26 protein-coding genes, 2 tRNA genes, 1 pseudogene and 1 other annotated feature are annotated in these 24,788 nt (G+C 46.4%); of the genes and pseudogenes, 16 read left to right on the top strand and 13 right to left on the bottom strand.

All coding sequences use genetic code 11. The features are described 5' to 3' along the window. Positions 1 to 41: 41 nt before the first annotated feature. Positions 42 to 914 (bottom strand): hypothetical protein, encoded by an 873-nt coding sequence (locus KNO68_RS12685; protein ID WP_215112588.1) that lies wholly within the window; start codon positions 912 to 914, stop codon positions 42 to 44. Between the two features lie 271 nt (positions 915 to 1,185). On the opposite strand from KNO68_RS12685, the gene KNO68_RS12690 reads away from it, so the two are divergent. Further along, on the top strand, positions 1,186 to 1,413 hold the full coding sequence (locus KNO68_RS12690; RefSeq protein WP_214734072.1) for a hypothetical protein: 228 nt from the start codon (positions 1,186 to 1,188) through the stop codon (positions 1,411 to 1,413). A 178-nt stretch (positions 1,414 to 1,591) separates the two neighbouring features. Here the strand turns inward: KNO68_RS12690 and KNO68_RS12695 are convergent, their stop codons facing one another. Beyond that, a complete protein-coding gene (locus KNO68_RS12695) occupies positions 1,592 to 2,506 on the bottom strand; it encodes a hypothetical protein (protein WP_215112587.1) in 915 nt (304 codons plus the stop codon). Positions 2,507 to 2,702: 196 nt separating this feature from the next. Between KNO68_RS12695 and KNO68_RS12700 the strand changes: the two genes are divergently transcribed. The 3 genes from KNO68_RS12700 (at position 2,703) to KNO68_RS12710 (ending at position 4,925) form a co-directional block, all read left to right on the top strand. Continuing rightward, on the top strand, positions 2,703 to 3,899 hold the full coding sequence (locus KNO68_RS12700) for an LCP family protein (protein ID WP_251024997.1): 1,197 nt from the start codon (positions 2,703 to 2,705) through the stop codon (positions 3,897 to 3,899). Between the two features lie 79 nt (positions 3,900 to 3,978). Continuing rightward, positions 3,979 to 4,686 carry an SDR family oxidoreductase gene (locus tag KNO68_RS12705; RefSeq protein ID WP_015880792.1) on the top strand — a complete coding sequence of 236 codons (708 nt, stop codon included), beginning with the start codon at positions 3,979 to 3,981 and terminating at the stop codon, positions 4,684 to 4,686. A 20-nt stretch (positions 4,687 to 4,706) separates the two neighbouring features. After that, positions 4,707 to 4,925, top strand: a complete 219-nt coding sequence (locus tag KNO68_RS12710) for a PspC domain-containing protein (protein ID WP_015880793.1) — start codon at positions 4,707 to 4,709, stop codon at positions 4,923 to 4,925. Between the two features lie 38 nt (positions 4,926 to 4,963). Here the strand turns inward: KNO68_RS12710 and KNO68_RS12715 are convergent, their stop codons facing one another. The 4 genes and pseudogenes from KNO68_RS12715 to KNO68_RS12730 form a co-directional block, all read right to left on the bottom strand. Beyond that, complete coding sequence (locus tag KNO68_RS12715; protein WP_251024996.1) at positions 4,964 to 5,311, bottom strand: aldose epimerase family protein; 348 nt, start codon at positions 5,309 to 5,311, stop codon at positions 4,964 to 4,966. A gap of 109 nt (positions 5,312 to 5,420) precedes the next feature. Continuing rightward, positions 5,421 to 5,924: pseudogene (locus KNO68_RS12720) on the bottom strand (RNA-guided endonuclease TnpB family protein); the annotation flags it as partial. Next, positions 5,917 to 6,024 (bottom strand): helix-turn-helix domain-containing protein, encoded by a 108-nt coding sequence (locus tag KNO68_RS15155; RefSeq protein ID WP_215112585.1) that lies wholly within the window; start codon positions 6,022 to 6,024, stop codon positions 5,917 to 5,919. The gene KNO68_RS15155 and the pseudogene KNO68_RS12720, both read right to left, overlap by 8 nt. Before the next feature lie 162 nt (positions 6,025 to 6,186). Next, positions 6,187 to 6,756, bottom strand: a complete 570-nt coding sequence (locus tag KNO68_RS12730; RefSeq protein ID WP_275060048.1) for an aldose epimerase family protein — start codon at positions 6,754 to 6,756, stop codon at positions 6,187 to 6,189. A 75-nt stretch (positions 6,757 to 6,831) separates the two neighbouring features. On the opposite strand from KNO68_RS12730, the gene KNO68_RS12735 reads away from it, so the two are divergent. Further along, positions 6,832 to 7,398, top strand: coding sequence for a TlpA family protein disulfide reductase (locus tag KNO68_RS12735; protein ID WP_240499783.1), 567 nt, complete (start codon positions 6,832 to 6,834; stop codon positions 7,396 to 7,398). A gap of 51 nt (positions 7,399 to 7,449) precedes the next feature. On the opposite strand, the gene KNO68_RS12740 is transcribed toward KNO68_RS12735, so the two are convergent. From KNO68_RS12740 to KNO68_RS12755, 4 genes are all read right to left on the bottom strand, one after another. After that, positions 7,450 to 7,656: a DUF3006 domain-containing protein gene (locus KNO68_RS12740; protein ID WP_015880796.1), complete on the bottom strand. Its 207-nt coding sequence runs from the start codon at positions 7,654 to 7,656 to the stop codon at positions 7,450 to 7,452. A 408-nt stretch (positions 7,657 to 8,064) separates the two neighbouring features. Further along, positions 8,065 to 8,865 (bottom strand): MBL fold metallo-hydrolase, encoded by an 801-nt coding sequence (locus KNO68_RS12745; protein ID WP_078146317.1) that lies wholly within the window; start codon positions 8,863 to 8,865, stop codon positions 8,065 to 8,067. 156 nt (positions 8,866 to 9,021) lie between these two features. Beyond that, positions 9,022 to 9,095, bottom strand: a tRNA-Gly gene (locus KNO68_RS12750). 15 nt (positions 9,096 to 9,110) lie between these two features. Then, positions 9,111 to 9,184: transfer RNA gene (locus tag KNO68_RS12755), tRNA-Gly, on the bottom strand. Between the two features lie 138 nt (positions 9,185 to 9,322). Here KNO68_RS12755 and KNO68_RS12760 point away from each other — a divergent pair. The 3 genes from KNO68_RS12760 to KNO68_RS12770 are packed head-to-tail and all read left to right on the top strand — an operon-like array spanning position 9,323 to position 10,649. Further along, a complete protein-coding gene (locus KNO68_RS12760) occupies positions 9,323 to 9,682 on the top strand; it encodes a hypothetical protein (RefSeq protein WP_211781679.1) in 360 nt (119 codons plus the stop codon). A 2-nt stretch (positions 9,683 to 9,684) separates the two neighbouring features. Beyond that, entirely contained in the window at positions 9,685 to 10,239 is a 555-nt protein-coding gene (locus KNO68_RS12765; RefSeq protein WP_251307179.1) for a hypothetical protein, read from the top strand. Continuing rightward, a complete protein-coding gene (locus tag KNO68_RS12770) occupies positions 10,236 to 10,649 on the top strand; it encodes a DUF3805 domain-containing protein (RefSeq protein ID WP_211781678.1) in 414 nt (137 codons plus the stop codon). Before KNO68_RS12765 ends, KNO68_RS12770 begins: the two co-directional genes overlap by 4 nt. Before the next feature lie 39 nt (positions 10,650 to 10,688). Here KNO68_RS12770 and KNO68_RS12775 read toward each other — a convergent pair whose 3' ends face one another. The 3 genes from KNO68_RS12775 to KNO68_RS12785 all read right to left on the bottom strand — a co-directional run bounded on the left by KNO68_RS12775 (position 10,689) and on the right by KNO68_RS12785 (position 16,441). Further along, entirely contained in the window at positions 10,689 to 13,661 is a 2,973-nt protein-coding gene (locus KNO68_RS12775; protein ID WP_215112583.1) for an SH3 domain-containing protein, read from the bottom strand. A 171-nt stretch (positions 13,662 to 13,832) separates the two neighbouring features. Beyond that, entirely contained in the window at positions 13,833 to 14,741 is a 909-nt protein-coding gene (locus tag KNO68_RS12780; RefSeq protein WP_214685551.1) for an alpha/beta fold hydrolase, read from the bottom strand. 14 nt (positions 14,742 to 14,755) lie between these two features. Further along, positions 14,756 to 16,441 carry a formate--tetrahydrofolate ligase gene (locus KNO68_RS12785; RefSeq protein WP_215112582.1) on the bottom strand — a complete coding sequence of 562 codons (1,686 nt, stop codon included), beginning with the start codon at positions 16,439 to 16,441 and terminating at the stop codon, positions 14,756 to 14,758. Positions 16,442 to 16,686: 245 nt separating this feature from the next. On the opposite strand from KNO68_RS12785, the gene KNO68_RS12790 reads away from it, so the two are divergent. The 8 genes from KNO68_RS12790 (at position 16,687) to KNO68_RS12825 (ending at position 24,725) form a co-directional block, all read left to right on the top strand. After that, a complete protein-coding gene (locus tag KNO68_RS12790) occupies positions 16,687 to 17,592 on the top strand; it encodes a carbohydrate ABC transporter permease (protein ID WP_196431582.1) in 906 nt (301 codons plus the stop codon). After that, positions 17,589 to 18,491: a carbohydrate ABC transporter permease gene (locus tag KNO68_RS12795; RefSeq protein WP_251024992.1), complete on the top strand. Its 903-nt coding sequence runs from the start codon at positions 17,589 to 17,591 to the stop codon at positions 18,489 to 18,491. Before KNO68_RS12790 ends, KNO68_RS12795 begins: the two co-directional genes overlap by 4 nt. 105 nt (positions 18,492 to 18,596) lie before the next feature. Further along, positions 18,597 to 18,837: a binding site (T-box leader), on the top strand. A 69-nt stretch (positions 18,838 to 18,906) separates the two neighbouring features. Beyond that, a complete protein-coding gene (gene asnA / locus KNO68_RS12800) occupies positions 18,907 to 19,887 on the top strand; it encodes an aspartate--ammonia ligase (protein WP_215112581.1) in 981 nt (326 codons plus the stop codon). Positions 19,888 to 20,046: 159 nt separating this feature from the next. Next, complete coding sequence (locus KNO68_RS12805; protein WP_196431581.1) at positions 20,047 to 21,339, top strand: ABC transporter substrate-binding protein; 1,293 nt, start codon at positions 20,047 to 20,049, stop codon at positions 21,337 to 21,339. Positions 21,340 to 21,485: 146 nt separating this feature from the next. Then, positions 21,486 to 22,670 (top strand): right-handed parallel beta-helix repeat-containing protein, encoded by a 1,185-nt coding sequence (locus tag KNO68_RS12810; RefSeq protein WP_214689144.1) that lies wholly within the window; start codon positions 21,486 to 21,488, stop codon positions 22,668 to 22,670. Further along, the gene (locus tag KNO68_RS12815) at positions 22,657 to 23,214 is read left to right on the top strand and encodes a nitrous oxide reductase accessory protein NosL (RefSeq protein ID WP_214734062.1); all 558 of its coding nucleotides are present in this window, start codon (positions 22,657 to 22,659) and stop codon (positions 23,212 to 23,214) included. Before KNO68_RS12810 ends, KNO68_RS12815 begins: the two co-directional genes overlap by 14 nt. Before the next feature lie 3 nt (positions 23,215 to 23,217). After that, on the top strand, positions 23,218 to 24,009 hold the full coding sequence (locus KNO68_RS12820; RefSeq protein ID WP_215112580.1) for a hypothetical protein: 792 nt from the start codon (positions 23,218 to 23,220) through the stop codon (positions 24,007 to 24,009). After that, positions 24,006 to 24,725, top strand: coding sequence for an ABC transporter ATP-binding protein (locus tag KNO68_RS12825; protein WP_215112579.1), 720 nt, complete (start codon positions 24,006 to 24,008; stop codon positions 24,723 to 24,725). The genes KNO68_RS12820 and KNO68_RS12825 overlap by 4 nt, the downstream gene beginning before the upstream one ends. Positions 24,726 to 24,788: the final 63 nt, after the last annotated feature.

Below are 24,788 nucleotides of genomic sequence, written 5' to 3' on the forward strand. Positions count from 1 at the left end.
TCCTTGGAGAAAGAGTTGGTTTGCTCGACGTCTTTTGATTGTTATAAATAAATCGGGGTCGGTGGTGCCTGTAGCGTGTACGTATAACGACAAATATTTGAGATTTGGGTACCGTGGCGTCGAAGTATATATGTCAAATCAGGTTGCAGGTTTGTTGCTGAAATATGTGCCTCTTCGATGTATCGGAACATGTAGAAAAATTTTTGTTGAAGGAATGAAATGGCGTCCCTCAATAAAGGCTCATCACAATCAATATGCATCTCTTGTATTGAAATATGGTACATATGTAAGCGAACTTTCATGATTCCAATCACTTGTCGATTCCACTTCACGGAATAGAACAATGTTTGCTGGCGAACTTCTCGTGCGAATTGTTCATCTGTCATTGACATGGCACCCGGAAGGAGATGACAATGCTCATTTCGAAATGTGAGCCAATCGACTCTTCTTGAATAGTCCACTAATTCGAGTGTCCAATCGCTATGAGTTGCTTTCTCACACGGGATGAACGGTAGATGATACGTTTTCGTTTGATGGAATACTTGAAATCCTGCTGCTTCATATATTCGAAGCTTATCTTGATTTTGATAGTCTTCCTCCTGAAGATAGTACGTGATCGGGTACGTCGTTTCTCGACTTCGCTCATAGATCAAACGGTGAAGTAGTCCGCGAAAGACGTGACGATCACCATATGTGGCTTGAGAGAGGCGAATAGCATGTTCCGTCTCAAGCTGTTCGTCGTTTGCGACGATCGAAGCGAGTGGGGCATCGCGATTGAGTGCAACATAGACGTGATGATGTGAGGGGAGGGAAAGAAGCAAAGGAGCCTTGCTTAAAGGATATAGCGACTGAATGGAAATACGCTCATGTAACGGTAATTGCCTGCATTCTACAAAACGTAGCGCTCGTTTCACGAAGAATCCTTCTTTCTTTATCAAATGATAAGTACAAATAAATTGTAAGCGCTATCTTGCATCGAGGTGTGTGGCATTATAATGAAACCTGACTCGAGAAAAAATCAATTACGCCAGAAAAAGGTTCGAGTAAAATAGAACATATCCGTTCAATACAATGAAATGGATTTCGTTTCATCGTTCATCTGTGAGATTCGTCAAATGTCAGCGCAATGAACGGATGAGACGTGCTATACTTAAACACAATGAAAACACGGAGTAGGAGTATATGATGAAATACATTTATCAACTGATTCTGGTTTCTGTGCTTTGGTTGACAGTAACACCGCCTGCAGCCATGGCCGAGACAGAACCGGTCGTCATTCATGAAAATATCATTGTCGAAGAAGATGTGGACATTCATGAAGGATTTCAATCGCCGAATGAAATGGTGTATTTGTTCGTATTGATTGTATTGTTATCTGTCATCGGACTTGGCATGATGAATACGATTGAATAACGTGAAAACGTTCACAAAAATGCAATAAGTGATTTGGTAACGGTTACAATCGTTCCCTTATACTTATATGTGTAGGAAGAAAGTTCTGCACCAACTTTCTGTCCTCCTTTTCAAATGAACACCCCTCGTTCATATCATGTATTGGAGTCAATCGATCCCATCGATTGACTCCCTTTTTTTAAAATCGGATTCGCTTTTCTTTAGCAATTCGTTTTAAGCGCTTCGTCTCACTAGTGTGTCCGTGACTCTCTAAAAAGTCGACATATACCCGAAATGGTTCGGAGCGATGAGAAAAGAATGGGATATATTCAGCGAACAATTTTTGTTCCGCTTCTTTCAAATTCCCTTCAGCGACGAGAAGGCGGAGTTCTAACATCTTGAGCGCTTGATAGTTTTCGAGCGGGGTATCCTCTGTTTGGGACTTTTCTAACATCCGATCGCAAAGTTTTAAGAGACGAGAGTGGAGGATTTTTCTTGTATTGGCATGACTGTGTTCGATAGGTAGCGTTGAGAGTAAATCGATTCGTGTAGAATCAACATCTTTTGGCACGTGGAGTGCGGTGTATAGGGTGCGGTCAATCCAAACGGTATCAATCGGGGCATCGAGCTGATAATAGTGAATGAGTTGTTTGAGCATGGTGACTTGTGAAATTTTTAAAAGACGAAATGGGTCACTCGTAGAGAAGAGCGGTTCTTCGCCAGCTGATGTAGAGAGGAGGTAAAACATTTCTTCATACATCGTACGTGCTTCTGTGTATTCCTCGGCGTAATGTGCTAAATCGCGAATGATTTTTTTAGCATGAATGTACCAATTTTTTTGGTCGCGTTCTGACATGACTTGATTCGGACGAATGTACAAATGTTCGTACGCAGAATCAACAAACCGTTCAGCCAAGGTGATGGTTTGCGAGAGCGAATGTCGCTCTTCAGAATTTTTTTTCTCTTTATAGCGCGTGAATTGGCTGATCATAAAATCAAAATCTTGATCATCAATCACATCTTTAGGAGTATGACGGTACATTTCGACGAGCAAATCGCGTAACGTCGCCTCGCCATACTGCTCTAACAATACGCGTAACTTTCCGATGCGCATCAGCTCTCCTCCTTTCAGTCAAACTTTTCGTAGGCAATCTCGATTTGGGCAGAAACCAATTATCATTCCTTTCCCGCTTTTCATCTGAAACAACCATTCGCTCTCATGCTTAAGACGGATTTTCGTAAGAAACGTTGTCAGATGATGGCTGGTTCGGGATAATAGAGAAAAATTGATAAAGTTGAGGATCATAATGATGAAAGATGAACAACATTTATCGCGTGTCGAACGTAGAAAGCGCGAATTAGAACAACAAGAAATCGAATCGTCTCGTGTGGACCATGGTCAAGCGGACGAGCCCTCTATACATGCACAATCTGAACAACAGCGTGAACGGGTAACGCGCCAATCAGAACATCCCTTTTTAAATGAACAAACGAAAGAATCTCCAAGGACGAAAAATGGGACGGCAAAGTCGAGTCGGAAACGACTGCCCCGGGTTTCATTATTTTCGAAACGGAAATCATCTCGTCCAACATCCCGACAGACGACGAGACCATCGAAACCATCTACTCCCGCTAAACGAGAAACGGATCATGCGTCTAAACAACCAACGAAACGAAAGCGTAAATGGAAAGGGAAAGCTGTCCTTTTCCTACTTGCGATGCTACTGATTGTTGGATATTTTGCGACTGCTCCATTCACATTCCTCATTATGGGGAGCGATGCGCGGGTAGGGGAATCGTTGTCAGGATCTCGTACAGACTCCCTGCAGTTGATGGAGTTCGTACCACGTTCTGGGACTGTTCAGAACGTATCGATTCCACGTGATACGTATACAGCGATTCCATGTGAACCTGAACGGGAAGGTGACAAAATTACGCATGCGTTCGCGTTCGGCGGCGCAGAGTGTACGATTGGTGCCGTGGAAGGGCTGACCGATGCCTCGGTCGATGGACAAGTCGTCATCACGTTCGAATCGTTCATGGAATTGATTGATTTGATTGGTGGGGTGAATGTCACGGCGACGCATTCGTTTAGCGAGAAAGGGTTCAACCAGACGTATGAGTATACAGAAGGTGTTTCCTATGCAATGGATGGAGACATGGCCTTGGCGTATGCGAGACACCGTAAATCGGATACGGATGGAGCGCGTTCGAATCGTCAAACGGAGGTCATGACAGCTGTCGCTGAAAAGCTGGCGAGTCCTTCAGGTTGGACAAAAATTCCGGCTACGTACCGCTTCATGAAAGAAGAAATGGGACTTGAGATGAACGTCTTGCAAATGGCATCTGTCGGATTGACGATGATCTCGAATCCTGAGGTGAATAAGATGCAAGTCGAGGGTCAAGATGCTTATATCAATAACGTGTATTACTATGAACCGTTAGAAGAGAGCGTGCAGGCGATTCAAGACGCCCTTGATTTATCCGTTTGGGGTACTGTCAGATAATTTTAAGAAAAGGGTTTGATTCTGACTTGAAAGAGGAATTTTAATCAAATGAACTACTCTTTTGAGGAGGGAAATTTGAATGAAAGTTTTAGTCATTGGAGCAACAGGAAAGATCGGGAAACGTGTATTGAAAAGCCTGGCGAAAACCCATCAAGTGACCGCTTTAATTCGTTATCCTGAACTACAAGCAGAGTACGAGAAAATGGGTGCACACGTATTGACGGTTGATGTCGAGACAGAACTCGAGAAGAAAGTACATGAGGCGACAAGTGGACAAGATGCCGTTATTATTGCGGCAACTGCCGGCGCGGATGGTTCGAGCACTGAAATTGAACTGCTTGACCGAAACGTTGCGATGAATGCCATCGATGCTGCCAAGAAGGAACGGGTACGTCATGTCGTCTTACTCAGTGCCTATGGCGCCGATCAACCGAACGCTGCACCGAAAGAACTCTTCAACTTTCTGTCAGCTAACAATGCCGCTGACGAGTATATCGAACATAGCGGTTTGAACTATACGATCATTTGCCCAGTGACCATTGTCGATGAACCGAGTAAAGGTTCAATCGAAGCATCAGAGGACTTGAATGATGCGGATGGTGCGACGATTTCCGAAACGGATGTCGCAACTGTCATCGCAGCGTCTCTCGACAACCGGGGTCTGTACGGTCGTCGAATCGAAATCAAGTCTGGTAGCACACCGATTAATGAAGCGCTCGACTTTGAAGGGCGTGGAGAGGTGGCGAACGGAGGAAGAACGACATTACGTCGACCACAACGATCATAACGAGTTGAGGAGAAGATGACATGGAACGGAAACTTTATAAAGACCCAAACAATAAAGTGATTGCCGGTGTTTGTTCAGGGCTTGGAAACTATCTCGGGGTGGACGTCACCATTATGCGTGTCCTATTTGTGGCGATGGCTCTTCTCGGTGGTCCGGGACTCCTCATTTATATCATTCTGGCGCTCATCATGAAAAAGCCAGTGTCAGAATATGAAGCCGAACAAGACGATCGCTTTTAAACCAAAAATCAATCCGACAAGACGTCGGATTGATTTTTTTAGTTCTCCACATATAATGTATAACTCGCTTCAAACGTCTCATTTGGTGCAAGAAGTTGAATCCCTTCTTTGTGTAGGAAATCTTTTCGATGTCCTTTATAATCCGCATGTCCGAACCAAGGTTCCAAACAGACGAACGGGGCGTCTTTCTGCGGTGGAGACCAGATGCCGAAATGCGTGAAGGAGGGACTTTCCATCACGATGGCTGCGCCGGTTGGCTGATGTCGGAGTGCGGCATATTCAATCTTCTCAAAAATGAGTGCGTCGTCTTCGAATAATGACCGAGTGAGGGGGATATACTGACGCTCTCCGAGTGGTTGATACGCGCCTGGTGAACTACTCGCCACTTATTTGCTTCGCAAATTGAAGGGGGAGCTTCTTGGGAAAATCGTACTTTTATTAGCCACGATTATTTACCAAGCTCGTCGGGTGGTTCCCACCCTGCAGGAATTCGTTTTAGTTTGCCAACATCAACAGGTTGATGCTCGCATTGATATCTCGATCATGTTGCGCGCCACAAGCACACGTCCATTCACGGACATCCATCGCTTTCTTCTCGCCCTTTACTCCGCAAGTGGAACAGATCTGCGTCGATGCGTACTAGGGGTCTGCCTTGATGAGCGTCCGTCCATAGAAGTTCGATTTGTATTCGAGTTGCCGGACGAACTCGTACCAACTGACATCCCCGATGGACTTCGCTACCTTGTGGTTCTTCATCATGTCCTTCGATGTCAATGTCTCCACGACGATGACTTGGTTCTCGTCAACAATCCGTCTCGACAGCTTGTGAAGGAAGTCCTTGCGTTGGTTGGCGATTTTCTCGTGTTTCTTGGCTAAGATCAGCTTAGCTTTTTCACGATTCTTGCTTCCGATCTTCTTTCGTGACAACGCGCGCTGCGACTTCTTGACCTTCGCTTCGGATCGGCAAAGAAAGCGAGGGTTTTCGATCTTCTCAGAAACCATCCATTGTTGTAGATGAATCGGGCGCAGCGATCGTCCGGACCAGGAACTCGGCCTGTGCCGGCGTCGAGTGGAGCCTGTATGTGTAGCCTTTCAGCATGTCCGTCCCTCCTCCTTTCAGAAGATCGTGATGTGTCCTCCTCATCCGATACCCGAGGAGGGGGAGGGAGAATCTGACGGAATGACGAACTTTTGTTCGTAACATCTGTCATAGGGAGAGAAAACTGTAGGACCGGGCGATTCATCTCCCACCTACGCCGGGCTACGCCCCGAGACGCTTAGAGGAGGGAGAATTCTCGCCTGATTTAGTTAAATAAGGACCCTCGAGCAAGTAGCGATCGAGGGAGCGGATTTCGCCGAAATCGATCACGTAGTCTTCAAATGTCCCGCCCACGAACGGAATGTTGAATGCAGGATGACCACCGATGTTAAACGGTAACGTCGTTTCGCCCGGGTTATGGACACGATACGTCACAATCACTTCTTCGCCCACAAGTTGATAGGACACGGTCAGCGTGAATGGGAATGGATAGTGTTGACGCGATTCCGATGTATCATTCAATGTGAAGCGGATCGACGTGGCAGTAGAAGATTCGACCTCGAACATAGCGTCCCGGGCGAATCCGTGTTGACTCATCGTATAGGTGTTTCCCTCATATACATATTGATCATCGAGCAATCGACCCACAATCGGGAAGAGGATCGGGGCTTGTCGTCCCCAATAGGTCGGGTCCCCTTGCCATAAGAGTTCAGTTCCAGATACTTTCCAACTCGTCATCTCAGCACCTTGTGCCTTTAAGGTTATCTGTATTTTCTCGTTTTGAAGTTGCACAATCCATACGCTCCTTTACGGGTTTATGATAAGTTAAGTGTAGAAATCTTAAGTAAAACAAACAAGGGGTAAATGATGCGCTTACAAAGAATTGGTATTGGAACGCTGATCCTTCTATTGATTGCTGGCCTCGCATATAAAGGCTACGAGGAATATATGATGACACAAAAGAAAGAAGAAGCGGTTCCGATCGTCCAAAATGAATCGGTATTAGGAGGACTTGAAGTGGGGCAACAAGCCCCGGACTTCACTTTGAATACGTTAGATGAGGAGAATTTGACCCTTTCTGAGTTCCAAGGACAGCCGGTCGTCATTAACTTCTGGGCCTCTTGGTGTCCGCCGTGCCGGGATGAGTTTCCTGAACTCGTATCGTTTGAAGAAGCGACAGGCATCCCAGTACTTGGTGTGAACGTCACCAAAAATGAGCGACGAGGAAAAGAGGACGTGGAGGCATTCCTAGATGAGTATCCCGTTGATTTTCCGATTTTGCTAGATGAAGAGGCCGCTGTCGAGCAACAATATCGAGTTGTCGCATTACCGACGACGTACGTTCTAGATGCAAAAGGGATCATCATGGCGAAAAAAACGGGTCCGGTAGACGAGGCGTGGCTTCAGCAACAAATCGACGACATCTCAGAATGATTCAATCGAAAAAAAGCTGAACGAACTGCCCGGTTAGAGAGGGCAGACCGTTCAGCTTTTATAGTGTTGCTTGATCAATGCGTCAAAGTTAGGGGTCATATCTTCTTCAAGATAGTAATGATGGTTGTCTCGAATGATTGTATCACCAACACGTGCTTCGGATGGTAGGAATCGTCTAGGGATGAAACTTGAGCCGTTGTTCCATCTCAACACGGCATATTTTCCCTCGATTCGTACCAATGTACCGTACTTAATCATACCTCTTCCTCCTCGACGAGCAGCTTCTGTCTCTTTTTATCCTTACATCATGTATTCCCAAATTCCACAAAAGCTACACATCTTTACACGTGTCTGTCTAATCACTATAGGGACGTTGTATCAAAAAACGATAGAGGTTAAATGCGGGAAATGTGAAGAAAGTTTGAAGAAAACGCTTTCTTTTTTTGAAATGGTCTTTTATAATGAAACCACGGGGTGATTATGACGAAACTGTGAACAATGGGGGGATGGTCATGTTTTCTTCTGCAATGATTGGGTTACTCGCTCTGACGGGAGTAACGATCTATGGGGTTGACCGTATGTTCACGGTCCGCTCAGAACGCGTCACAAAGAAATAGGTCTACATAGGGGGAAATCGCAACGTCTTGGGGAGACGTTGCGATTTTTTTATATATCTTGTTGTCGAGACCGGCGATCGGTCTCTTTTTGTTCCACCATCTTTCGATTCCGTTCATGAACACGGTCAAAAAAGGCGTGCTTTGGCCATGCAGGAGACCAGTGGCGTTCTTCAGGGAGTGCCAAGATATACTCTTCCGCCGCACTCAATCGCTCAATCATGTGACTTCGGTTGTCGCACAAGTCACCGTGACCTGGTACGAACCAACGAATCTCATGTTCGTAGATGAGTGATTGTATGGTTTGTAGCGTATCAAGATAGGCGGTTGGGTCGTGTTCGATAAACGGTGGCTCGACATTAGACCCATAATCTCCACAAACGAGAAGATTCATGGATTCGATGAGAACCGACATATGTGTCGCGTCATGGCCCGGTGTAGAGAGGAAGGTCACGGGCACTGAACCGATTAAAAGCGTTTGATCGGGTTGGATGACCAGGTCGATGTCCGGTTTTTGAATCGGGTGATCAATATAATATTGTTCATAAAACTTGCGAATCTCATTTAATTGGTCAGATGAGTCGGCATCGACGAAAGCCTGTGAGGCAATCGTGGTGGCATCTGCAAAGCCGTAAGCTCCGATGATGTGGTCAAAATGATGATGTGTGAAGATGACATAAAGCGGCCGATTCCGACGGTGTAATTCGATGTCACGACGGATTGTCGCAATTTCTTCCGGGAGCCAGGTCGGGTCAATCAACAAAAGGGCATCTGGTGTATCGATGAGGGTCGATGTCGTTCGCATCAACGCGCTTTCGTATACGGTAAAAGATTGCAGCTTCGCTTGAATCAATGTAGTTCCTCCTTGTCTGTATGGATTCAATCACTCTTTTCCCCAAAACAATAGACGGAACAACAAAAAAGCAGAAAGTCGTGTGACTTTCTGCTTTTGCAAGGTCTCAACCGTGCAGTGTATGTGTGCGAGATCCTCTCGCGTATATGTCGATATTGGAGCGGGTGAAGAGAATCGAACTCTCGTCATCAGCTTGGAAGGCTGAGGTTTTACCATTAAACTACACCCGCATGAAAGAAAAAATATGGAGCGGGTGAAGGGAATCGAACCCTCGTCATCAGCTTGGAAGGCTGAGGTTTTACCATTAAACTACACCCGCGAAACGTATGAACTCTTAACGTTACTTTGATATAATAGCATATACGATGGAATTTGCAAACCCTTTTTTAAAAAAACTTTTTAGGTTGCAGAATCCTATTCACAACACAGATAATAGAAAAAAGGGGAGAAATGAAATATGAGTGAGCGAAAATCATATTTACGACTGATGGGTGAAGGGTTTCGAATGTTGAAACAATCGAAACAAACGGACACGACGGTGTCTCTCCGAAGTTGGACGTTTTCAATCCGCCATGACCAAGAATGGCAAGTTGTGTTACGAACGAATCGAATCAAGTGGGTCGGATTACCAAGTATGACGTTTGAGATTCATCCGAATATGATTCAAATAGGAGATCTTCGAGTCACCCGTCACGCACAATCGAACGAAGTACGTTTGACAATCGATGAAGAATGGGGATTGGAAAATAAGGTTGTTTGTGACAACCTAGAATGGGAAACGTTCGTCGATGCGCTCAAACAAGTGAAGGGGGAGTAAGCGTGAGTGGAGAGAGGTTGTATCGGATGGAAGCCGAGGCTCGAGGGATTGCTTGGCGTGCCCGGGTTCTAACAGGAATTCAACGATTTCGATTTTACAAAGGGGAATTGCTTGCACCGACAAACCGACCGTACGTCGTGCTGAGCATCTCGCAAGATGAAGGAGCCCTGCCAGATTTAATTGAGACCGATATGGGTATCCTCTTGATCCATGAGCGGGTGGGACCGATCTTCATGAATGTCTGTCCGTATGACGTTCAGCTCGTTCGTGTCGAGCTTCATACGAGTACCGGGAAAACCGATCGTTACTGTGCCCTGAACGTCCTCCGCCGCTTTGAAATCGAATACCTTGAGCATTCGAACGAATATCGTCCGCTGAGTGCGGATCGACTCTATTTCCTATCCAATCAAACTGTCCGCATGAACTTATTTGGACATATGATCGCCCAAGACATAAATAGCCAACGTCTTTACGTGACCGAACGCTTGAAGTACGCGCTTCAAGCTAAAATGGTCACAGGGCTGGCATTCAAGCAAGTAAAGGAGAAAACAGCATGAAAGAGTACGAAATTGATGGGTGGTTCCGCCTGACGTATCCGGAACATTATGAATACAGCGAAGAGGAAGACTATGTGAGTTTTTACTCGACGGAAGCGGATGCACAAGGGACGCTCCAAATCTCAATCTATGAATCAGAAGATTCGCAAGAACCAAAACAATCCGCAATGAGCGAATTGAATACGTTCTTAGGCGAATTCCCGATTGATGTGAAGGTTGCTCCGAGTATCACGACTGAAGCGAGTGATATGACAACGGCCTACGCGAGTGGGATTGAAGACGGGATGCATTTAGATGTATGGTCCTTGACCGACGGGAAACGGCTTTTATTCTTAACTTATGTAGCCGATCAAGTGACCAATGAAAAGATGGAGATTGAATCGATCATCGATTCGATCGAGTGGACATAAAAAGAGACACGACGCCAACGAGGCGCGTGTCTCCTTTTGTTACTGATATTTTGGTACATCGAAGTTGAGTGTGTAAGCATCAAGTGATTGATAGATATTATAGATGCTTGTCGTTTGTTTTGCGGCCCATCCGATATCCGTTGCATATTGGTGCGTTCCAGGTGAAGAAGGATTGAAGCGCATCTTATACAGTGTATTTTGTTTGTATGTCGGGTGATTGATATAGCTAGCCCCGATCCAGTAGGCTCCTCCGATAATCGCTTCTTTAGGAGAGAACCACTTTTGTTGGAAGGCGTATTTAGCGCCGTTTCCAAGAGGGTTGCTATCTGTTGCTTGAATACCGTACATATTATAGACGGTTGCCGCAACAGGACGTTCCGGATAAATCCGATTCCCACTCGAGTTGATCAAAGCATTCCCATCTTTATCGACAGGAACTCCTTTTGCGAGAAGGGATGTACCATGACCAGTTTCAAGGATGGCATGCGAGAGAAGATACACTTCGTTCACGCCATACATACTAGCCGCATCAACGAATGCCTGACCTTGTCCGCTGAGCGTTCCTTTTGATGTGAGGACCTTGTTCAATGTTGTCGCAGTTGTCCCAGCGCTCTTCGATAAATCTAAGAATTGATAGAATGATCGAGAGTTTGCATCAATCTGGCTAGGATCGACGTATGGAAGAAGATCATCAACTGATGCACGACGCCAAGTGTTATCAAAGACTCGGATATTGTGTCCGGCCGGTCGTTTATACGAAATCGTATAATATGTGCCGGATTGACCTGTAATCGTAACGGTTTCACCAGTATTGATTTGACCGTACGCATGAGATGTTAAAATTGGACGGCTTAAAATGTTGGCGGTTCCGACGACTGAACTCGGTGTCACGTAACCGGTCATCGTGCCGTATTTTACTTTATACCAAACGGTTGACCCGGACGTATAACGGTCAACGTATTGAATCGACGCACCAAATGGAATGGTCACGAGCGAGGATGAGCTTGAAGAGGCTGTCATCTTCAAAGCGGTTCCTAACCCTGATACAACAGTCATCTCCGATTTTACAATCTTTCCTGTCGACCCGTTGACACTGACCCAAGCACGAGGTAAGTAAGCTTCTTCGTATCGATGGGCATCCGTTTGGGCGAATTGAGCCACTTGACGGTCTGCCATCTGACGAGCTGTCATCGGATAACTCGTATACGAGACTTTTTTCGTGATGCCTGTCGCAGGTGGGGTCGTTGTGACCGGTACGACGTAATCGGTATGAATGTAGTTACCGCTATACGTCCCACTCGTAAGAAGTGCCCATTTCGAACCGACAATCGGTTTGATGTTGACAATCGTTCCCGTACTTAACGTTCCGACTTTATTAGTCGTTGATGATGAATCAGGCGTAGAACGAACGTTGAGGGGCTCGTTCCCGTTTACATAGATGCGAACTTGGCGTTCTTCTTCATATTGTTCGTCTGACGGTGCTGTTTTCGAGAAGTAGTCCGCCGTCGCATAACCTGTGATCGGACCGTATTCGATTTTAAAGAATCGCTCCGTGAGACCAGGCTCCGACACTTGCTGAACTTTCGTACCGAACGGAATGATTGCAATCTTCACTTTTTCTGCATCCGAGCGGTTGTATAAAACGACGTCACGCGTTGTATAATAATCTGTTTTCACCACGACCTCTGGATCTTTCAATGAGAAGTGACTAGATCCCGCATATCCTGTTTTTCCGTCATAACGAATCTTGAACCATGAACTAGAAAGGCCGCTTTGCGAGATTTGTTCCACTTTTGCACCGAACGGAATTGTCGCAACCTTTGTCGCTCCGGCTGCAGACGAACTATACATCGCAACATTTCGAATCGCAAAGTATGGTGTGATCGTCACTTCTTCAGGTGCCTTCGTTGAAAAATGACGAGCGGCAGCGAAGCCGGTGACTCCATCATATTCAATTTTGAACCAAGAGTCCGATAAGTTGGCATCCGATACTTGGACGACTTTTGTCCCTTCTTGAATCGTGCGAAGACGAGCCGCTCCGGAAGCGGATGACTCATATAACACGAGGTCTCGAACGGCATAATAGGTTGTTTTGACGACGGCTTCAGGTTTTGATGTCGAGAAGTTACGCGCGGCCGCATAGCCGACCGTGTCCCCGTATTGCACCTTATACCAAGATGAACTCAATCCGTTCACGTATACACGCTTCACTTCTGCTCCGAGTGGGATTGTTGCAATTTTTGATGCACCAGTTCCTGTACCATTGTAGAGCGCGACATTCTTCACTGCGTAATATGTCGTGACTGCTTCTGGAGCAAGCGGAGTCGGTGTAAAGTTACGTGCCGGTGCATAACCGACGAGTGAACCGCATTCGATTTTGTACCAAGATCCCGTCGCTCCTAAAGATTCTAAGTATGTGACTTTCGCACCTTCCGGAATCGTAGCGATTTTTGATGCGCCAGTACCTGTCTTGTCATATAGAACGGCTGTCGTAGACGCGTAAAATGTAGGGCTCGTTTCGGTAAAGTATCGTGCCGCCACATATCCTGTATATGTACCAAATTGTACTTTATACCAAGATCCTGTAGCACCATGTGTTGAGACATGTGTTACGAGTGATCCTTTTGGAATGACCGTTTCGATGGAAGCAGACGTCGACATCGAAGAACGAAGATTGACGTTCATTTCAGCCACATATAACGAAGAAGATGAAGTAGACGCTGTTGTCATAGATGAGCCGATCGTCAAATACGTAGAAGAAACGTATCGTTTTTGACCTTCGAAGTTGATTTGTGCCCATTCATCGTTGACGGCGTATACGTCTACCGTCGTTCCTTCTGTTAACTTGCCAACGATTGAAGACGATGTCGATGAATCAGATCGTACATTTAAAATGGGTGTGTTGACTGTTCCTTCGGATGTTGCTGCGTATGATTGGAGAGGCGCAAGGGTGCTCAGAATCGTACCTGAGACGATGGTGGCAACCCCCAATCGTGAGAGTGTCGATTTCAATATGTTACCCCTTTCGGATGAAAAAACGTGATTAAAAGTGATTGCGGTCTAAGTATAACGTACTTAAAAATTGGAAAGAAGAAGCAGAATTTCAAAAAAGGTAAATGCTTAAAATATTTTTTCTAAAATCAGGTAAATGAAAAATCCCCTTATAAAAGGGGATTGAGTAAACTAATGGATTCTATTTTGCTTCATCCAGGTAAGAATATCTGACCACACTTGTTCACGGTGCGTTTCGCGAAGAATTTCATGTCGGGCATTGTCGTATGTGACGACTGCGAGTTCGACATCCGCATTTCGATACTTCTTAATGATTCCGTTCAATCCTTCACCATCATGCGTGACAGGATCGTCCACTCCGGCAACGAACAGAACTGGAAGGGACTTCGGATGTTCATGAATCCGTGCAGCCGTGGTGACATCTAAGGAAGCACGTGTCACTTCATGTAAAAAACCGAGGGAAGGCAGACCGCCACAGTTTGGGTCGGCGAGATAGGAGTCGACTTCGTCTGGAACACTTGAGAGCCAGTCACTATCCGTTCGAGCAGGTAAAAACTTAAGGTTGTAACGTCCGAACAAGAGGCGTTCAAAGAAACGTGATTGATGGGTGGCACCTTTCCGTTTCATGACGGTAGCGATTAAACGATGCCCCACTTCACCTGCGACCCCAGGATGTGGGGGCGGGGCGACGACAATCAATCCAGCCAAGGCATGCCCCATGATTTGACCGAGTCGACGAGCAAGCAGGGAACCGAAACTGTGGCCTAACACATAAGTAGGGCGCCCATCCTCGTAACGGTCGATTAGATATTGAGCATCCTCGACAAGTTGCTGAAAGCCATCGCCAGGAGCAAGGTGTCCATAAGACTGTTGATCATGAGCGCTTGTACCTGCACCACGCAAGTCACACACAAATACGTCATAGCCATTATCTGCCATAAACTGTGCAAACTCAATATATCTTTCATGATGTTCGAGCATCCCGTGAAACATGAATATTTTTCCAATCGATTGCTCTGCCTGAACGTGCATGACTTCTGTTTGATACCCGTCAGGATACGTCAACTGCGATACGATCATGTGTCATCCTCCTATTAGAAAAGGCCGATTGCTTTTCCAGATTCGTCAATCCCCATATTGAGAGCCGCTGGATGTTTCGGTAACCCTGGCATCGTTAACACGTTGCCTGTTAAGGCGACGAGGAATCCTGCTCCCACTGAAGGTTTTAATTCGCGAACGGTGATGGTGAATCCTTGTTGATAACCGAATTTTGAAGGGTCGTCTGAGAGGGAGAACGGTGTCTTCGCCATACAAATGGGAAGGTCCGACCAGCCGTTCGCCTGTACATCTTTCATTTGCTTTTGTGCTTTGGCGGTGAACACGACGTCTGCAGCACCGTATACTTCTCTCGCAATAGTTTTAATCTTTTGTTCAATCGAATCGGTCAACTCATATAGAGGCGTCAGTTTGCTTTCGTTCGACTCGACGGCGTCAATGACCGCTTCGGCTAACTGTCGACCACCAAGTCCGCCGTTTGCCCATACTTCGCTGAGCGAAGCACGAATACCGTGTGCCGCACACCAATCAAGAACGGTTGCAAGTTCCTCTTCTATATCTGAATTGAAACGGTTCAATGCGACGACCGTAGGCAGTCCGAGTTTTTTCATCGTATCGATATGTTTGGCGAGTAATTTCAATCCTTCTCCGACTGCACCGACATTCTCAATATGAAGCTGATCTTTCGAAACGCCACCGTGCATTTTTAAAGCGCGAACGGTTGCGACGAGTACGACCGCATCCGGATTCAAATCACCGACTCGAGATTTGATATGACAGAACTTTTCTGCTCCGAGATCGGCACCGAACCCAGCTTCCGTCACCACATACTCCCCAAGCTTTAATGCAGTCTTCGTTGCAATCAGTGAGTTGCATCCGTGCGCGATGTTTGCGAACGGTCCGCCGTGGACGAGTGCAGGCGTCTGTTCGAGCGTTTGGACGAGGTTCGGTTTAAAGGCTTCCTTCAACAGTAACGTCGCCGCCCCGGCCGCCCCGATTTGTTCTGCCGTGATTGGTTCTTTTTGATGGTCATAGGCGACTACGATTCGCTTGATGCGTTCTTCTAGGTCGTCCAATGAATCGGCCAAACAGAGAATCGCCATGATTTCTGAAGCGACGGTAATATCAAATCCGTCTTCACGAGGGACTCCGTGAGCAGGACCACCAAGGCCGACCGTGACATGACGAAGTGCGCGGTCGTTTAAGTCAAGGACGCGCTTCCAGACGATATGTCGGACATCGATTCCAAGGTCGTTTCCTTGATGCAAGTGATTGTCGATCATGGCACTGATCGTATTATGGGCCGATGTGATCGCATGCATATCACCTGTGAAGTGGAGGTTGATGTCTTCCATCGGGAGAACTTGACTGAAGCCACCACCAGCAGCGCCACCTTTTAGACCCATCGTCGGGCCGAGTGAAGGTTCGCGCAGACAGACGATTGCTTGTTTATCCAACTGGTTCAACGCTTGTCCGAGCCCGACTGTCACCGTCGATTTTCCTTCGCCAGCTGGTGTCGGATTGATGGCGGTGACGAGAACGAGTTTTCCGTCTTCCTTCGTTTTCACACGTTCGAGGACATCGTAAGAAAGTTTCGCTTTGTATTTTCCGTAAAGATCCAGGTCATCTTCGTGTAATCCGATTTTTGCTGCGATGTCTTTAATCGGCAAGGTTTTGGCTTGTTGGGCAATCGTAAGGTCAGATAATGGTTTCGTCGTTGTCATTTCAAAAAGTCCCTCCGTTTATCGAACGATATCTTTTTATTCTCTTAAAATCATTCGTGAATTTCGTATTAAAATATGAATCAAGGCAAATCATATTTAATCCGTTCGTATTATCATTGATTTTATCATAACTCATCACACCTTCAAATTCATTCATTCCGTTCAATATTTTCCACCCTTTCCGTCAAATGTATCCGTTTTCATTAGGAGTTTGACACGATACAGTGATAGTGGAGGCGATACACATGACTGAGACTACTAAACGGACGAAACGCAGAGGGAATTGGAAGAAACCTGCGAGCTTTATAGCATTTGTTGGACCTGCTTTTCTGGCATTTGTCGCAATCGTACTCATCCCATTTTTTAATGGCATTTACTACAGTTTCACTGATTGGAACGGCGTGACCGGAGAACTGAACTTTGTCGGATTGGATAACTATCATCGCTTGTTCTTTGAAGATGAGCAGTTCCGCGCTTCTTTTTGGATTACGACGAAATATACGCTTGTGTCTGTCCTATTGACGAATATCGTTGGTTTCTCATTGGCGCTATTATTGACGATGAACATTAAGACGCGAAACTTCCTACGCACAATTTTCTTCATGCCGAACTTGATTGGTGGCTTAATTCTTGGGTTCATCTGGCAGTTCATTTATGTAAAAGGATTTGCCTCGATCGGTGCTTTGACGGGGTGGAGCCTGTTCGAATTACCATGGCTCGGTGATGCGCAAACGGCATTTTGGGGAATCGTGATTGTCGCCATCTGGCAAGGTGGCGGGTATGTCATGGTCATCTACATCGCGGCGCTACAAAACGTGCCGACTGATTTGATGGAGGCGGCACGAATTGATGGGGCGAATCGTCTTAAGATGCTCCGCCATATCACTCTACCGATGATTATGCCATCGATTACCATCTGTTTGTTCCTGACCATCTCTTGGTCATTCAAAGTGTTTGATACGAACTTGTCGCTCACGAATGGTGGACCGTTCAAATCGACCGAAATGTTAGCCTTAAATATCTATACGGAGTCTTTTGTGAATAATAATTATGGTCTCGGGTCAGCGAAGGCGGTCATCTTCTTCTTGGTTGTGGCTGCGATTACGGTGACGCAAGTGTACGTGACGAAAAAACGGGAGGTGGAAGCATGACGACGGAAAAATTGGAACATGTCGAGAGAAACGTAGAGAAGACACCGAAGCGTATCCCGCAGCGTCCACTTCGCCCGGGAACGTATTCTTGGAACCTTGGAATTATTGAGCTCGTCGCCATCTTGCTCGGACTGCTCTATTTGGTCCCGTTCTATTACGTCGTCGCCAACTCGTTCAAATCGATGGCTGAAATCTTTACGAATACGTCCGCCTTACCGAACGAGTGGTTGACCTCAAACTATACAGAGGCGTGGGAAGCGATGAATTATGGACGTGTCTTTTTGAACTCCCTTCTCATCACGGTCGGAGCGAATGCGGTCATTGTCATCTTCACCTCGATGGCGGCATGGAAACTCGTTCGGACGAAACATTGGATTTCTACAATGATCTTTTTCATGTTCGTGGCAGCGATGGTCATTCCGTTCCAGTCCATCATGATTCCGCTCGTGAAAGTTTCGAGTATCCTCGGGCTGTTGAATAGTCATTGGGGCCTGATCGTCATGTATCTAGGGTTTGGGTCTGGCATCTCGGTGTTCCTCTATCACGGATTCATGAAGTCGATTCCTGAGGAGATTGAAGAAGCCGCCATCATCGACGGTTGCTCGACATGGGGTGTCTTCTGGCGCATCGTCTTTCCACTTCTTAAGCCAATCACGGTGACAATCGTCATCTTGAACAGTCTATGGATTTGGAATGACTTCTTATTACCATCGCTCGTTCTTCGTGATGTCGAGTTACGGACCATCCCGCTCGCGACATTCTATTTCTTTGGACAGTACACGAAACAATGGGATTTGGCATTAGCAGGTTTAGTGTTAGGAATCGTTCCCCTTCTGGTCTTTTTCTTCGGCATGCAAAAGCATATCATCAAAGGGATCACAAGTGGTTCGATTAAATAACCCTCCCAAGGGAATCCTCCGTTCGCTACACGGAGGATTAATTTTTTTTGAAAAAAATCGTTGACATTAGTCTGAATATTTATAATAATGAACTCAATTCAATTGTGAACGACGTCGAAAGGACGAGTACACGAAGGTAGTGAGTCAAGCGATCCGGGGGTGGTGTGAGCCCGGTCTTAACCCTTCGTCGAAAAACTTCCTGGAGTCGCTACCCGAACGCTTTGCCAGTAGACGTAGCCGGACCGCTCCCCGTTATCGGAGTTACGAGATGATTGTCTCGAAAAAGTGAGTAGATTCGTCTACTAATTTGGGTGGCACCGCGGAACCGAAGTCTTCCGTCCCATGTTCGATGGGAATGGAGGGCTTTTTTTCATGGCTTCATTTTCAAATATTCCACAATTGGAGGAAACGGAAAATGACAACAGCAACAAGCACGATGAAGGAAAGACAGCAGACAATCGCAGCAGTAAAGGCACTCTTTGAGGAGAAAGTCTCACGTGAACTCGGACTGATTCAAGTACAAGCACCACTATTCGTCGAATCGGCGAGTGGGGTCAACGATCACTTGAACGGTGTGGAGCGTATCATTCAGTTTGATACGATGTATCCGGGACATGAACTTGAAATCGTTCAGTCACTCGCGAAATGGAAACGTGAAGCGCTCGGTCGTTACGGATTCGGTGTCGGTGAAGGATTGTACACTCAGATGCGTGCCATTCGACGCGACGAAGAACTCGACGCGACACATTCTTTATTCGTCGACCAGTGGGACTGGGAACAAGTGATTGCTCGAGAAGAACGGACGATGGAATATTTGAAAGCGACGGTGGAGTCCATTTACGCTGCGCTCCGTGAAACAGAAGCGGAAGTAGAGAAAGCGTACGGTGTTGAAGCGATTCTTCCGGAAATGATTCATTTCATCACGAGTCAGGAGTTGGAGGATACGTATCCGACCATGACACCGAAAGAACGTGAAACGGCCATCTGTAAAGAGTACGGTGCGGTCTTCATCTCACAAATCGGAGATCTTCTCGCTTCGGGTATGAAACACGATGGACGAGCGGCGGACTATGATGATTGGTCGCTCAACGGAGACATTCTCGTGTGGCACCCTGAGCTCGAGTCAGCATTTGAACTGTCATCGATGGGCATTCGTGTCGACGAAGTGGCACTTGATGCGCAACTGAAGAAAGCAGATGCGGAAGAGAAGCGTGCGTATCCATTCCATCAAGGCGTGCTCGAAGGAACGCTCCCTCTTACAATCGGGGGCGGGATCGGCCAATCACGTGTCGCGATGTATCTGTTGCGCGCGCGTCATATCGGAGAAGTGCAAACATCGGTCTGGCCGCAAGAAGTCATTCAATCGTGCGAAGAAGCTGGCATCAGCTTGTTGTAATATAATAAGAAGAAACACGGAACAGGACTCGAAAAAAGAGTCCTGTTTTTCTGTGCAACATTTTCCACCCTATCCGTCAATTTTGACACCTACATCGTGGAAGCGTTTTCATTTAAAGTTGAGTTTGTAAAGATGGATAAGGTTAAGGGAGGAAATGAGATGAAACGGAAGTGGAAATTGTCTACAGCGGTCATGACGGCTGGAATGGTCTTATCACTCGCGGCTTGCGGCGGCGGATCACTCACGGACGAAGGTTCTTCTGAAGGAAATGCAGATAGCGGCGACAAAAAAGACGTCACGTTAAACGTCTTCCAATTCAAAGCGGAGATTGCGAAAGACCTTGAAGCGATGGCAAAAGAGTATGAAGAGGAGACGGGTGTGAAAGTCACGGTTCAAACCGTCGGTGGTGGAGCAGACTACGGTGCGGCCCTCAAATCACAATTCGCTTCAGGCAATGAACCGGATATCTTCAACAACGGTGGATTCACGGAAGCACAGACATGGAAGGATAAACTCGAGGACCTCTCAAGCGAGAAGTGGGTCGGAGATTTGACAGAAGTCGCCAAAGAGCCGATGACGATGGACGGTAAACTGTACGGAATGCCAATGAACCTCGAAGGTTACGGATTCATCTATAATAAAGAACTATTTGAAAAAGCAGGGATCAAAGAGTTACCGAAAACACTCTCTGAACTGACAGATGCTGCTGAGAAACTTGAGCAAGCGGGAATCACACCGTTCTCTGTCGGTTATGCAGAGTTCTGGATTTTAGGAATCCACTTGTTGAACATTCCGATGGCGCAACAAGACGACCCAGATGCATTTATTCAAGCGCTCAACGAGAATAAAGCGAAGTTTGAAGACAATGAGCAGTTCCAAGAGTTTTTGAAATTGTTTGATTTGACGATTAAATACGGAAACAAAAATCCGTTGACGACGGACTACAATACTCAAGTCACACAGTTCGCCCAAGGAGAGACGGCAATGCTCCAACAAGGGAACTGGGCACAGCAAATGATCCTCGACGTAAATCCAGATATGGAGATGGGCTTCGTCCCGATCCCAATCAATGACGATGCGGAGAAGATGGACCGACTTCCAGTCGGCGTCCCGAACAACTGGGTCGTCAACAAAAACTCGAAGTATAAAGAAGAAGCGAAAGACTTCTTAGAGTGGATGGCGACGTCGGATACAGGAAAAGACTACATGGTCAACAAGTTCAAGTTCATCCCTGCCTTCAAGTCGATTGAAGCCAACGACCTTGGACCACTCGCAGACGATATTTTGGCATATTCGAATGAAGGGAAGACCATCTCTTGGAACTGGTTTAAGTATCCGGATGGTGCAGTGAACGAATATGGTGCCCTCATGCAGGCATATGTCGGTGGACAAAAAACAGGTGAAGAGATGCTTCAGGACTTCACGAAAGTATGGCAAGACAAAGTGAAATAAGCATGGCACAGACGGTGAAACGACCCCTTCACCGTCTGTGTTTTTTTTATGAAGAAATTGTCACAGGAATCCCATATAAACCACACACATACCGGTGGGGGTTTCAGTAGAATGGATGTTGTAAGCGCTTATGAGAAGGAGGGGGCATGAAACGAATATTGAGTTGTATCCTATTTTTGTGTTGGGCAACACAGGTAGAGGCGGCAGAACACTCGATTCCGTTGACTGAACCTATCGTCATTGAGTCGAATGAGCATGTGGATGGAGGCGGAAAAACATATACGAGTTGTGGCCAGCCCGCATTTATCATGCGTGGAACCGGTGCTGTTCTCGAACGTGTATCAGTACAACAATGTGAGAACGACGATGTACCAGCCATCCAAGTATCTGGTCTCGGACATCAACTGCTTGATGTGTCGATTGAGTCTGCGGGAACAGGAATTTCGATTGAGGATAGTTACGGGGTTCGTGTCACACGAATGGCCATTGATGGGAATGGACAGGCAGATGGGATGGTAATCCTCAATAGTGAAGCGACCGAACTGCAAGGTGTTGTAGTGAAGGACGTGCGAGATGGGATATACATAGAGAATGGATCTCAGCATACGATTGTTCGACCGGTCGTTTCGCATTCACGCTACGGCATTCACTTGATGTTTCCGACTGACGTGGTGATTTCGGTGCCCGAACTCCATCATAATTTGACCGGTGCGATGATTATGGGAACGAATCGAGTCGTCTTTAAAAATGGGAATGTACACGACCAGTTCGGTGGAACGGCGACGGGGCTGATGCTCTATGAGGCAATCGACACGACCATCGAGATGACGAATATATCTGGAAATCATATCGGCTTGTTCGCGGAGCAGTCGGCAGGAACGATTCTTGAACGGAATACGATTAACGGCAACGATATCGGCTTTCAATTCAAGCAAGCAACGGGGATGATGATTCTTCAAAATAACCTGTTAGGAAATCGTGAACCGGTGACGATGGTCGAGTCGCATGACAACGTTGTACAAGGAAATGTCTGGGGTGGGACGACGTTGGACCTAGATCGTGACGGGTATAGCGAAATCCCATTTCAAACCGAACCGTATTTGTTCTTATTAACCGATTCATATGAAGCGCTAGAATTATTATACGGGTCCCCGGGACTTCTCCTATTAGAAAACATTCTGAGAAGTCCGAACGATGTATCGTTGACGGACCTTTCACCGCAAACCTATACAGCAAGGTGGGAGTGGAACGGTTCGATTTGGAATTTAGGGAGTATCATGTTACTTATCATCATTTGGATATTTGGGAGGAAACGACATGAAATCGTATAAACAAGTAGCAGGATTATTATCTATCGCAGGACTATCATTGGCACTCGGGGCATGTTCGAGTGCATCGGCAGAACCGTTTGAAATCAAATGGGGCGAAACAGAGTGCGAAGTGTGTAAAATGAAAATCATGGATAAGCAGTTCGCAGCGGAAGCCATCATGGAAAACGAAAAGGGATATGCGTTTGATGACATCGGTTGTCTCATGCGTGATTGGTATCCTGAACAAAAAGAAGAAGATATTGCTGCGATGTACGTGAAAGATTTCAATACGAAAGATTGGGTCGAATTAGACGAAGCGATGTTCGTGTACGACAAAGAGTCGAAAACACCAATGGCGTACAATATTCTCTCGTTCGCGAAAGAGGCTGATGCTGAAGCCTATATCGAAGAGAATGGTGGAGAAATGATGGACTTCGAACAATTGAAAGACCATTCGTGGGAGCGCGGTGAGATGCACATGAAGATGGATGGCGAGGGCTCAATGGATCAAATGGATCAAGATAGCGAAATGGACATGGATACAGAAGAAGAAGAAGGGCAATAATCGATGTCACTGTGGCGTATGGAATGGGCGCGCAGTCTGAGACAGCGTGAGAACTATATATTTTTAGTTATATGGATTCTCACGCTCGTTCTACTCGGAGGACTCGGACAAGCACTACCTGTTGCTGCGGACTATACAAACGTAAGTGCAACGCTCATCACGGTGCTCGGTCTGTTACTTCCTCTTTTCATCTTATTGACGACAGCGCTTCATTGGGGACAGGAACAGGAATCGAAGCGATTGAATCTCCTCTCAACATTTACCTATCCTAAATGGAAGTTGATTTTTGTCCGATTCAGTTCATTTCTCGTGACACAAGGACTTATTCTGCTGTTGGCTTTCCTCATTGCTTCGCTCGTTGTCGGACAATCAGGTAAGACTTGGATGATTTTGTTTTCCTACGCGATTGGATTAACAATCTACGCGACAGCGCTCGGAACCTTGCTTGGACTAATCGCGCGCAAGCGGATTCGAGCGATGTTACTGGCCTTCCTCACATGGACAATCCTCGTGTTGCTTTGGCCAACGCTTCTCGTGACCATCGTTTCCTGGCTTCCTTACGGTATGCAAGTGAACGGCATGATTGTGGCGCTGTTTCTGAATGGATTTGATTTGATGCGTGTATGGGCCAGTACGATTGTATCCTCTTCAGATGTGTTTGGGGATGTCTATCTCCATCTGTTGAATTGGATGCATCGACCGATTGGATATGCTGGAGTCTGGTTGAGCTTGCTTACGGCAAGTGGTTTCTTGTTATGGCTTGCTTCGAAAGTCGTTTGGAGGAAAACATCATGATCCACTGTATAGACGTAGGAAAAAAATATGGCGATACGTGGTCGCTCCATCCCATTCGTGAAGACATCATCTCAGGGAAAATCGTGGCGCTGTGCGGAAGCAATGGTGCCGGAAAATCGACGCTATTGAACCTGATGAACGGCACCATCAAACCGAGTACCGGCACCATTCAATTGAATGGTTATACGATTAAACAACGTGCGAAATATAATGAGAGTTTTGGCTATATGCCGGATGATTTCTATTTTGATGAGGCATGGACAGTTGAGGAGACATTCATCTACTACGCTACCTTGCAAAGAGCACATCCGACTCTGGATATTTTAAAACGAGTCGGTCTGTACGAGCATAAACGAAAGCGCGTCTCCGAACTCTCAAAAGGGATGCGGCAACGTCTCTTGTTGTCTCAAGCTCTTGTAAGCGAACCGGCCATCTTGTTGTTGGATGAACCGACGAACGGACTCGATCCGCTATGGATGCAAATGCTCAGCGACCTATTGCGACAAGAGGCCAAACGGGGGGCGACCATCGTGTTTTCAACGCATCAACTTGACGTCGCCGCCATGTTGGCAGATGAGGTCTGGATGATGCGAGCGGGCGCTGTTTGTGGGAAGGTATATGTCCAAGATGAACAAGCCGCATATGAACGACTAAGAGAATTCTTTTTCGAATCGAAAGATGACACTTGTCAAATGGACGCGGCTCGCACAAAATAATAGACAGTTGAAGTGGTGCTCGGAACCTTCCGACGCCACTATTTTTTTGGGGAGATGGAATGA

The organism is Exiguobacterium sp. s75, from assembly GCF_018617145.1.
Classification (GTDB): domain Bacteria; phylum Bacillota; class Bacilli; order Exiguobacteriales; family Exiguobacteriaceae; genus Exiguobacterium; species Exiguobacterium profundum.

What these genes read in the sequence shown, in the direction of transcription:
- KNO68_RS12690 (WP_214734072.1), top strand. Translation starts at nt 1,186, where the DNA reads ATGAAATACATTTATCAACTGATTCTGGTTTCTGTGCTTTGGTTGACA.
- KNO68_RS12695 (WP_215112587.1), bottom strand. Translation starts at nt 2,506, where the DNA reads ATGCGCATCGGAAAGTTACGCGTATTGTTAGAGCAGTATGGCGAGGCG.
- KNO68_RS12700 (WP_251024997.1), top strand. Translation starts at nt 2,703, where the DNA reads ATGAAAGATGAACAACATTTATCGCGTGTCGAACGTAGAAAGCGCGAA.
- KNO68_RS12705 (WP_015880792.1), top strand. Translation starts at nt 3,979, where the DNA reads ATGAAAGTTTTAGTCATTGGAGCAACAGGAAAGATCGGGAAACGTGTA.
- KNO68_RS12710 (WP_015880793.1), top strand. Translation starts at nt 4,707, where the DNA reads ATGGAACGGAAACTTTATAAAGACCCAAACAATAAAGTGATTGCCGGT.
- KNO68_RS15155 (WP_215112585.1), bottom strand. Translation starts at nt 6,024, where the DNA reads ATGCTGAAAGGCTACACATACAGGCTCCACTCGACGCCGGCACAGGCC.
- KNO68_RS12735 (WP_240499783.1), top strand. Translation starts at nt 6,832, where the DNA reads ATGCGCTTACAAAGAATTGGTATTGGAACGCTGATCCTTCTATTGATT.
- KNO68_RS12740 (WP_015880796.1), bottom strand. Translation starts at nt 7,656, where the DNA reads ATGATTAAGTACGGTACATTGGTACGAATCGAGGGAAAATATGCCGTG.
- KNO68_RS12760 (WP_211781679.1), top strand. Translation starts at nt 9,323, where the DNA reads ATGAGTGAGCGAAAATCATATTTACGACTGATGGGTGAAGGGTTTCGA.
- KNO68_RS12770 (WP_211781678.1), top strand. Translation starts at nt 10,236, where the DNA reads ATGAAAGAGTACGAAATTGATGGGTGGTTCCGCCTGACGTATCCGGAA.
- KNO68_RS12780 (WP_214685551.1), bottom strand. Translation starts at nt 14,741, where the DNA reads ATGATCGTATCGCAGTTGACGTATCCTGACGGGTATCAAACAGAAGTC.
- KNO68_RS12785 (WP_215112582.1), bottom strand. Translation starts at nt 16,441, where the DNA reads ATGACAACGACGAAACCATTATCTGACCTTACGATTGCCCAACAAGCC.
- KNO68_RS12790 (WP_196431582.1), top strand. Translation starts at nt 16,687, where the DNA reads ATGACTGAGACTACTAAACGGACGAAACGCAGAGGGAATTGGAAGAAA.
- KNO68_RS12795 (WP_251024992.1), top strand. Translation starts at nt 17,589, where the DNA reads ATGACGACGGAAAAATTGGAACATGTCGAGAGAAACGTAGAGAAGACA.
- asnA (WP_215112581.1), top strand. Translation starts at nt 18,907, where the DNA reads ATGACAACAGCAACAAGCACGATGAAGGAAAGACAGCAGACAATCGCA.
- KNO68_RS12805 (WP_196431581.1), top strand. Translation starts at nt 20,047, where the DNA reads ATGAAACGGAAGTGGAAATTGTCTACAGCGGTCATGACGGCTGGAATG.
- KNO68_RS12810 (WP_214689144.1), top strand. Translation starts at nt 21,486, where the DNA reads ATGAAACGAATATTGAGTTGTATCCTATTTTTGTGTTGGGCAACACAG.
- KNO68_RS12815 (WP_214734062.1), top strand. Translation starts at nt 22,657, where the DNA reads ATGAAATCGTATAAACAAGTAGCAGGATTATTATCTATCGCAGGACTA.
- KNO68_RS12820 (WP_215112580.1), top strand. Translation starts at nt 23,218, where the DNA reads ATGTCACTGTGGCGTATGGAATGGGCGCGCAGTCTGAGACAGCGTGAG.
- KNO68_RS12825 (WP_215112579.1), top strand. Translation starts at nt 24,006, where the DNA reads ATGATCCACTGTATAGACGTAGGAAAAAAATATGGCGATACGTGGTCG.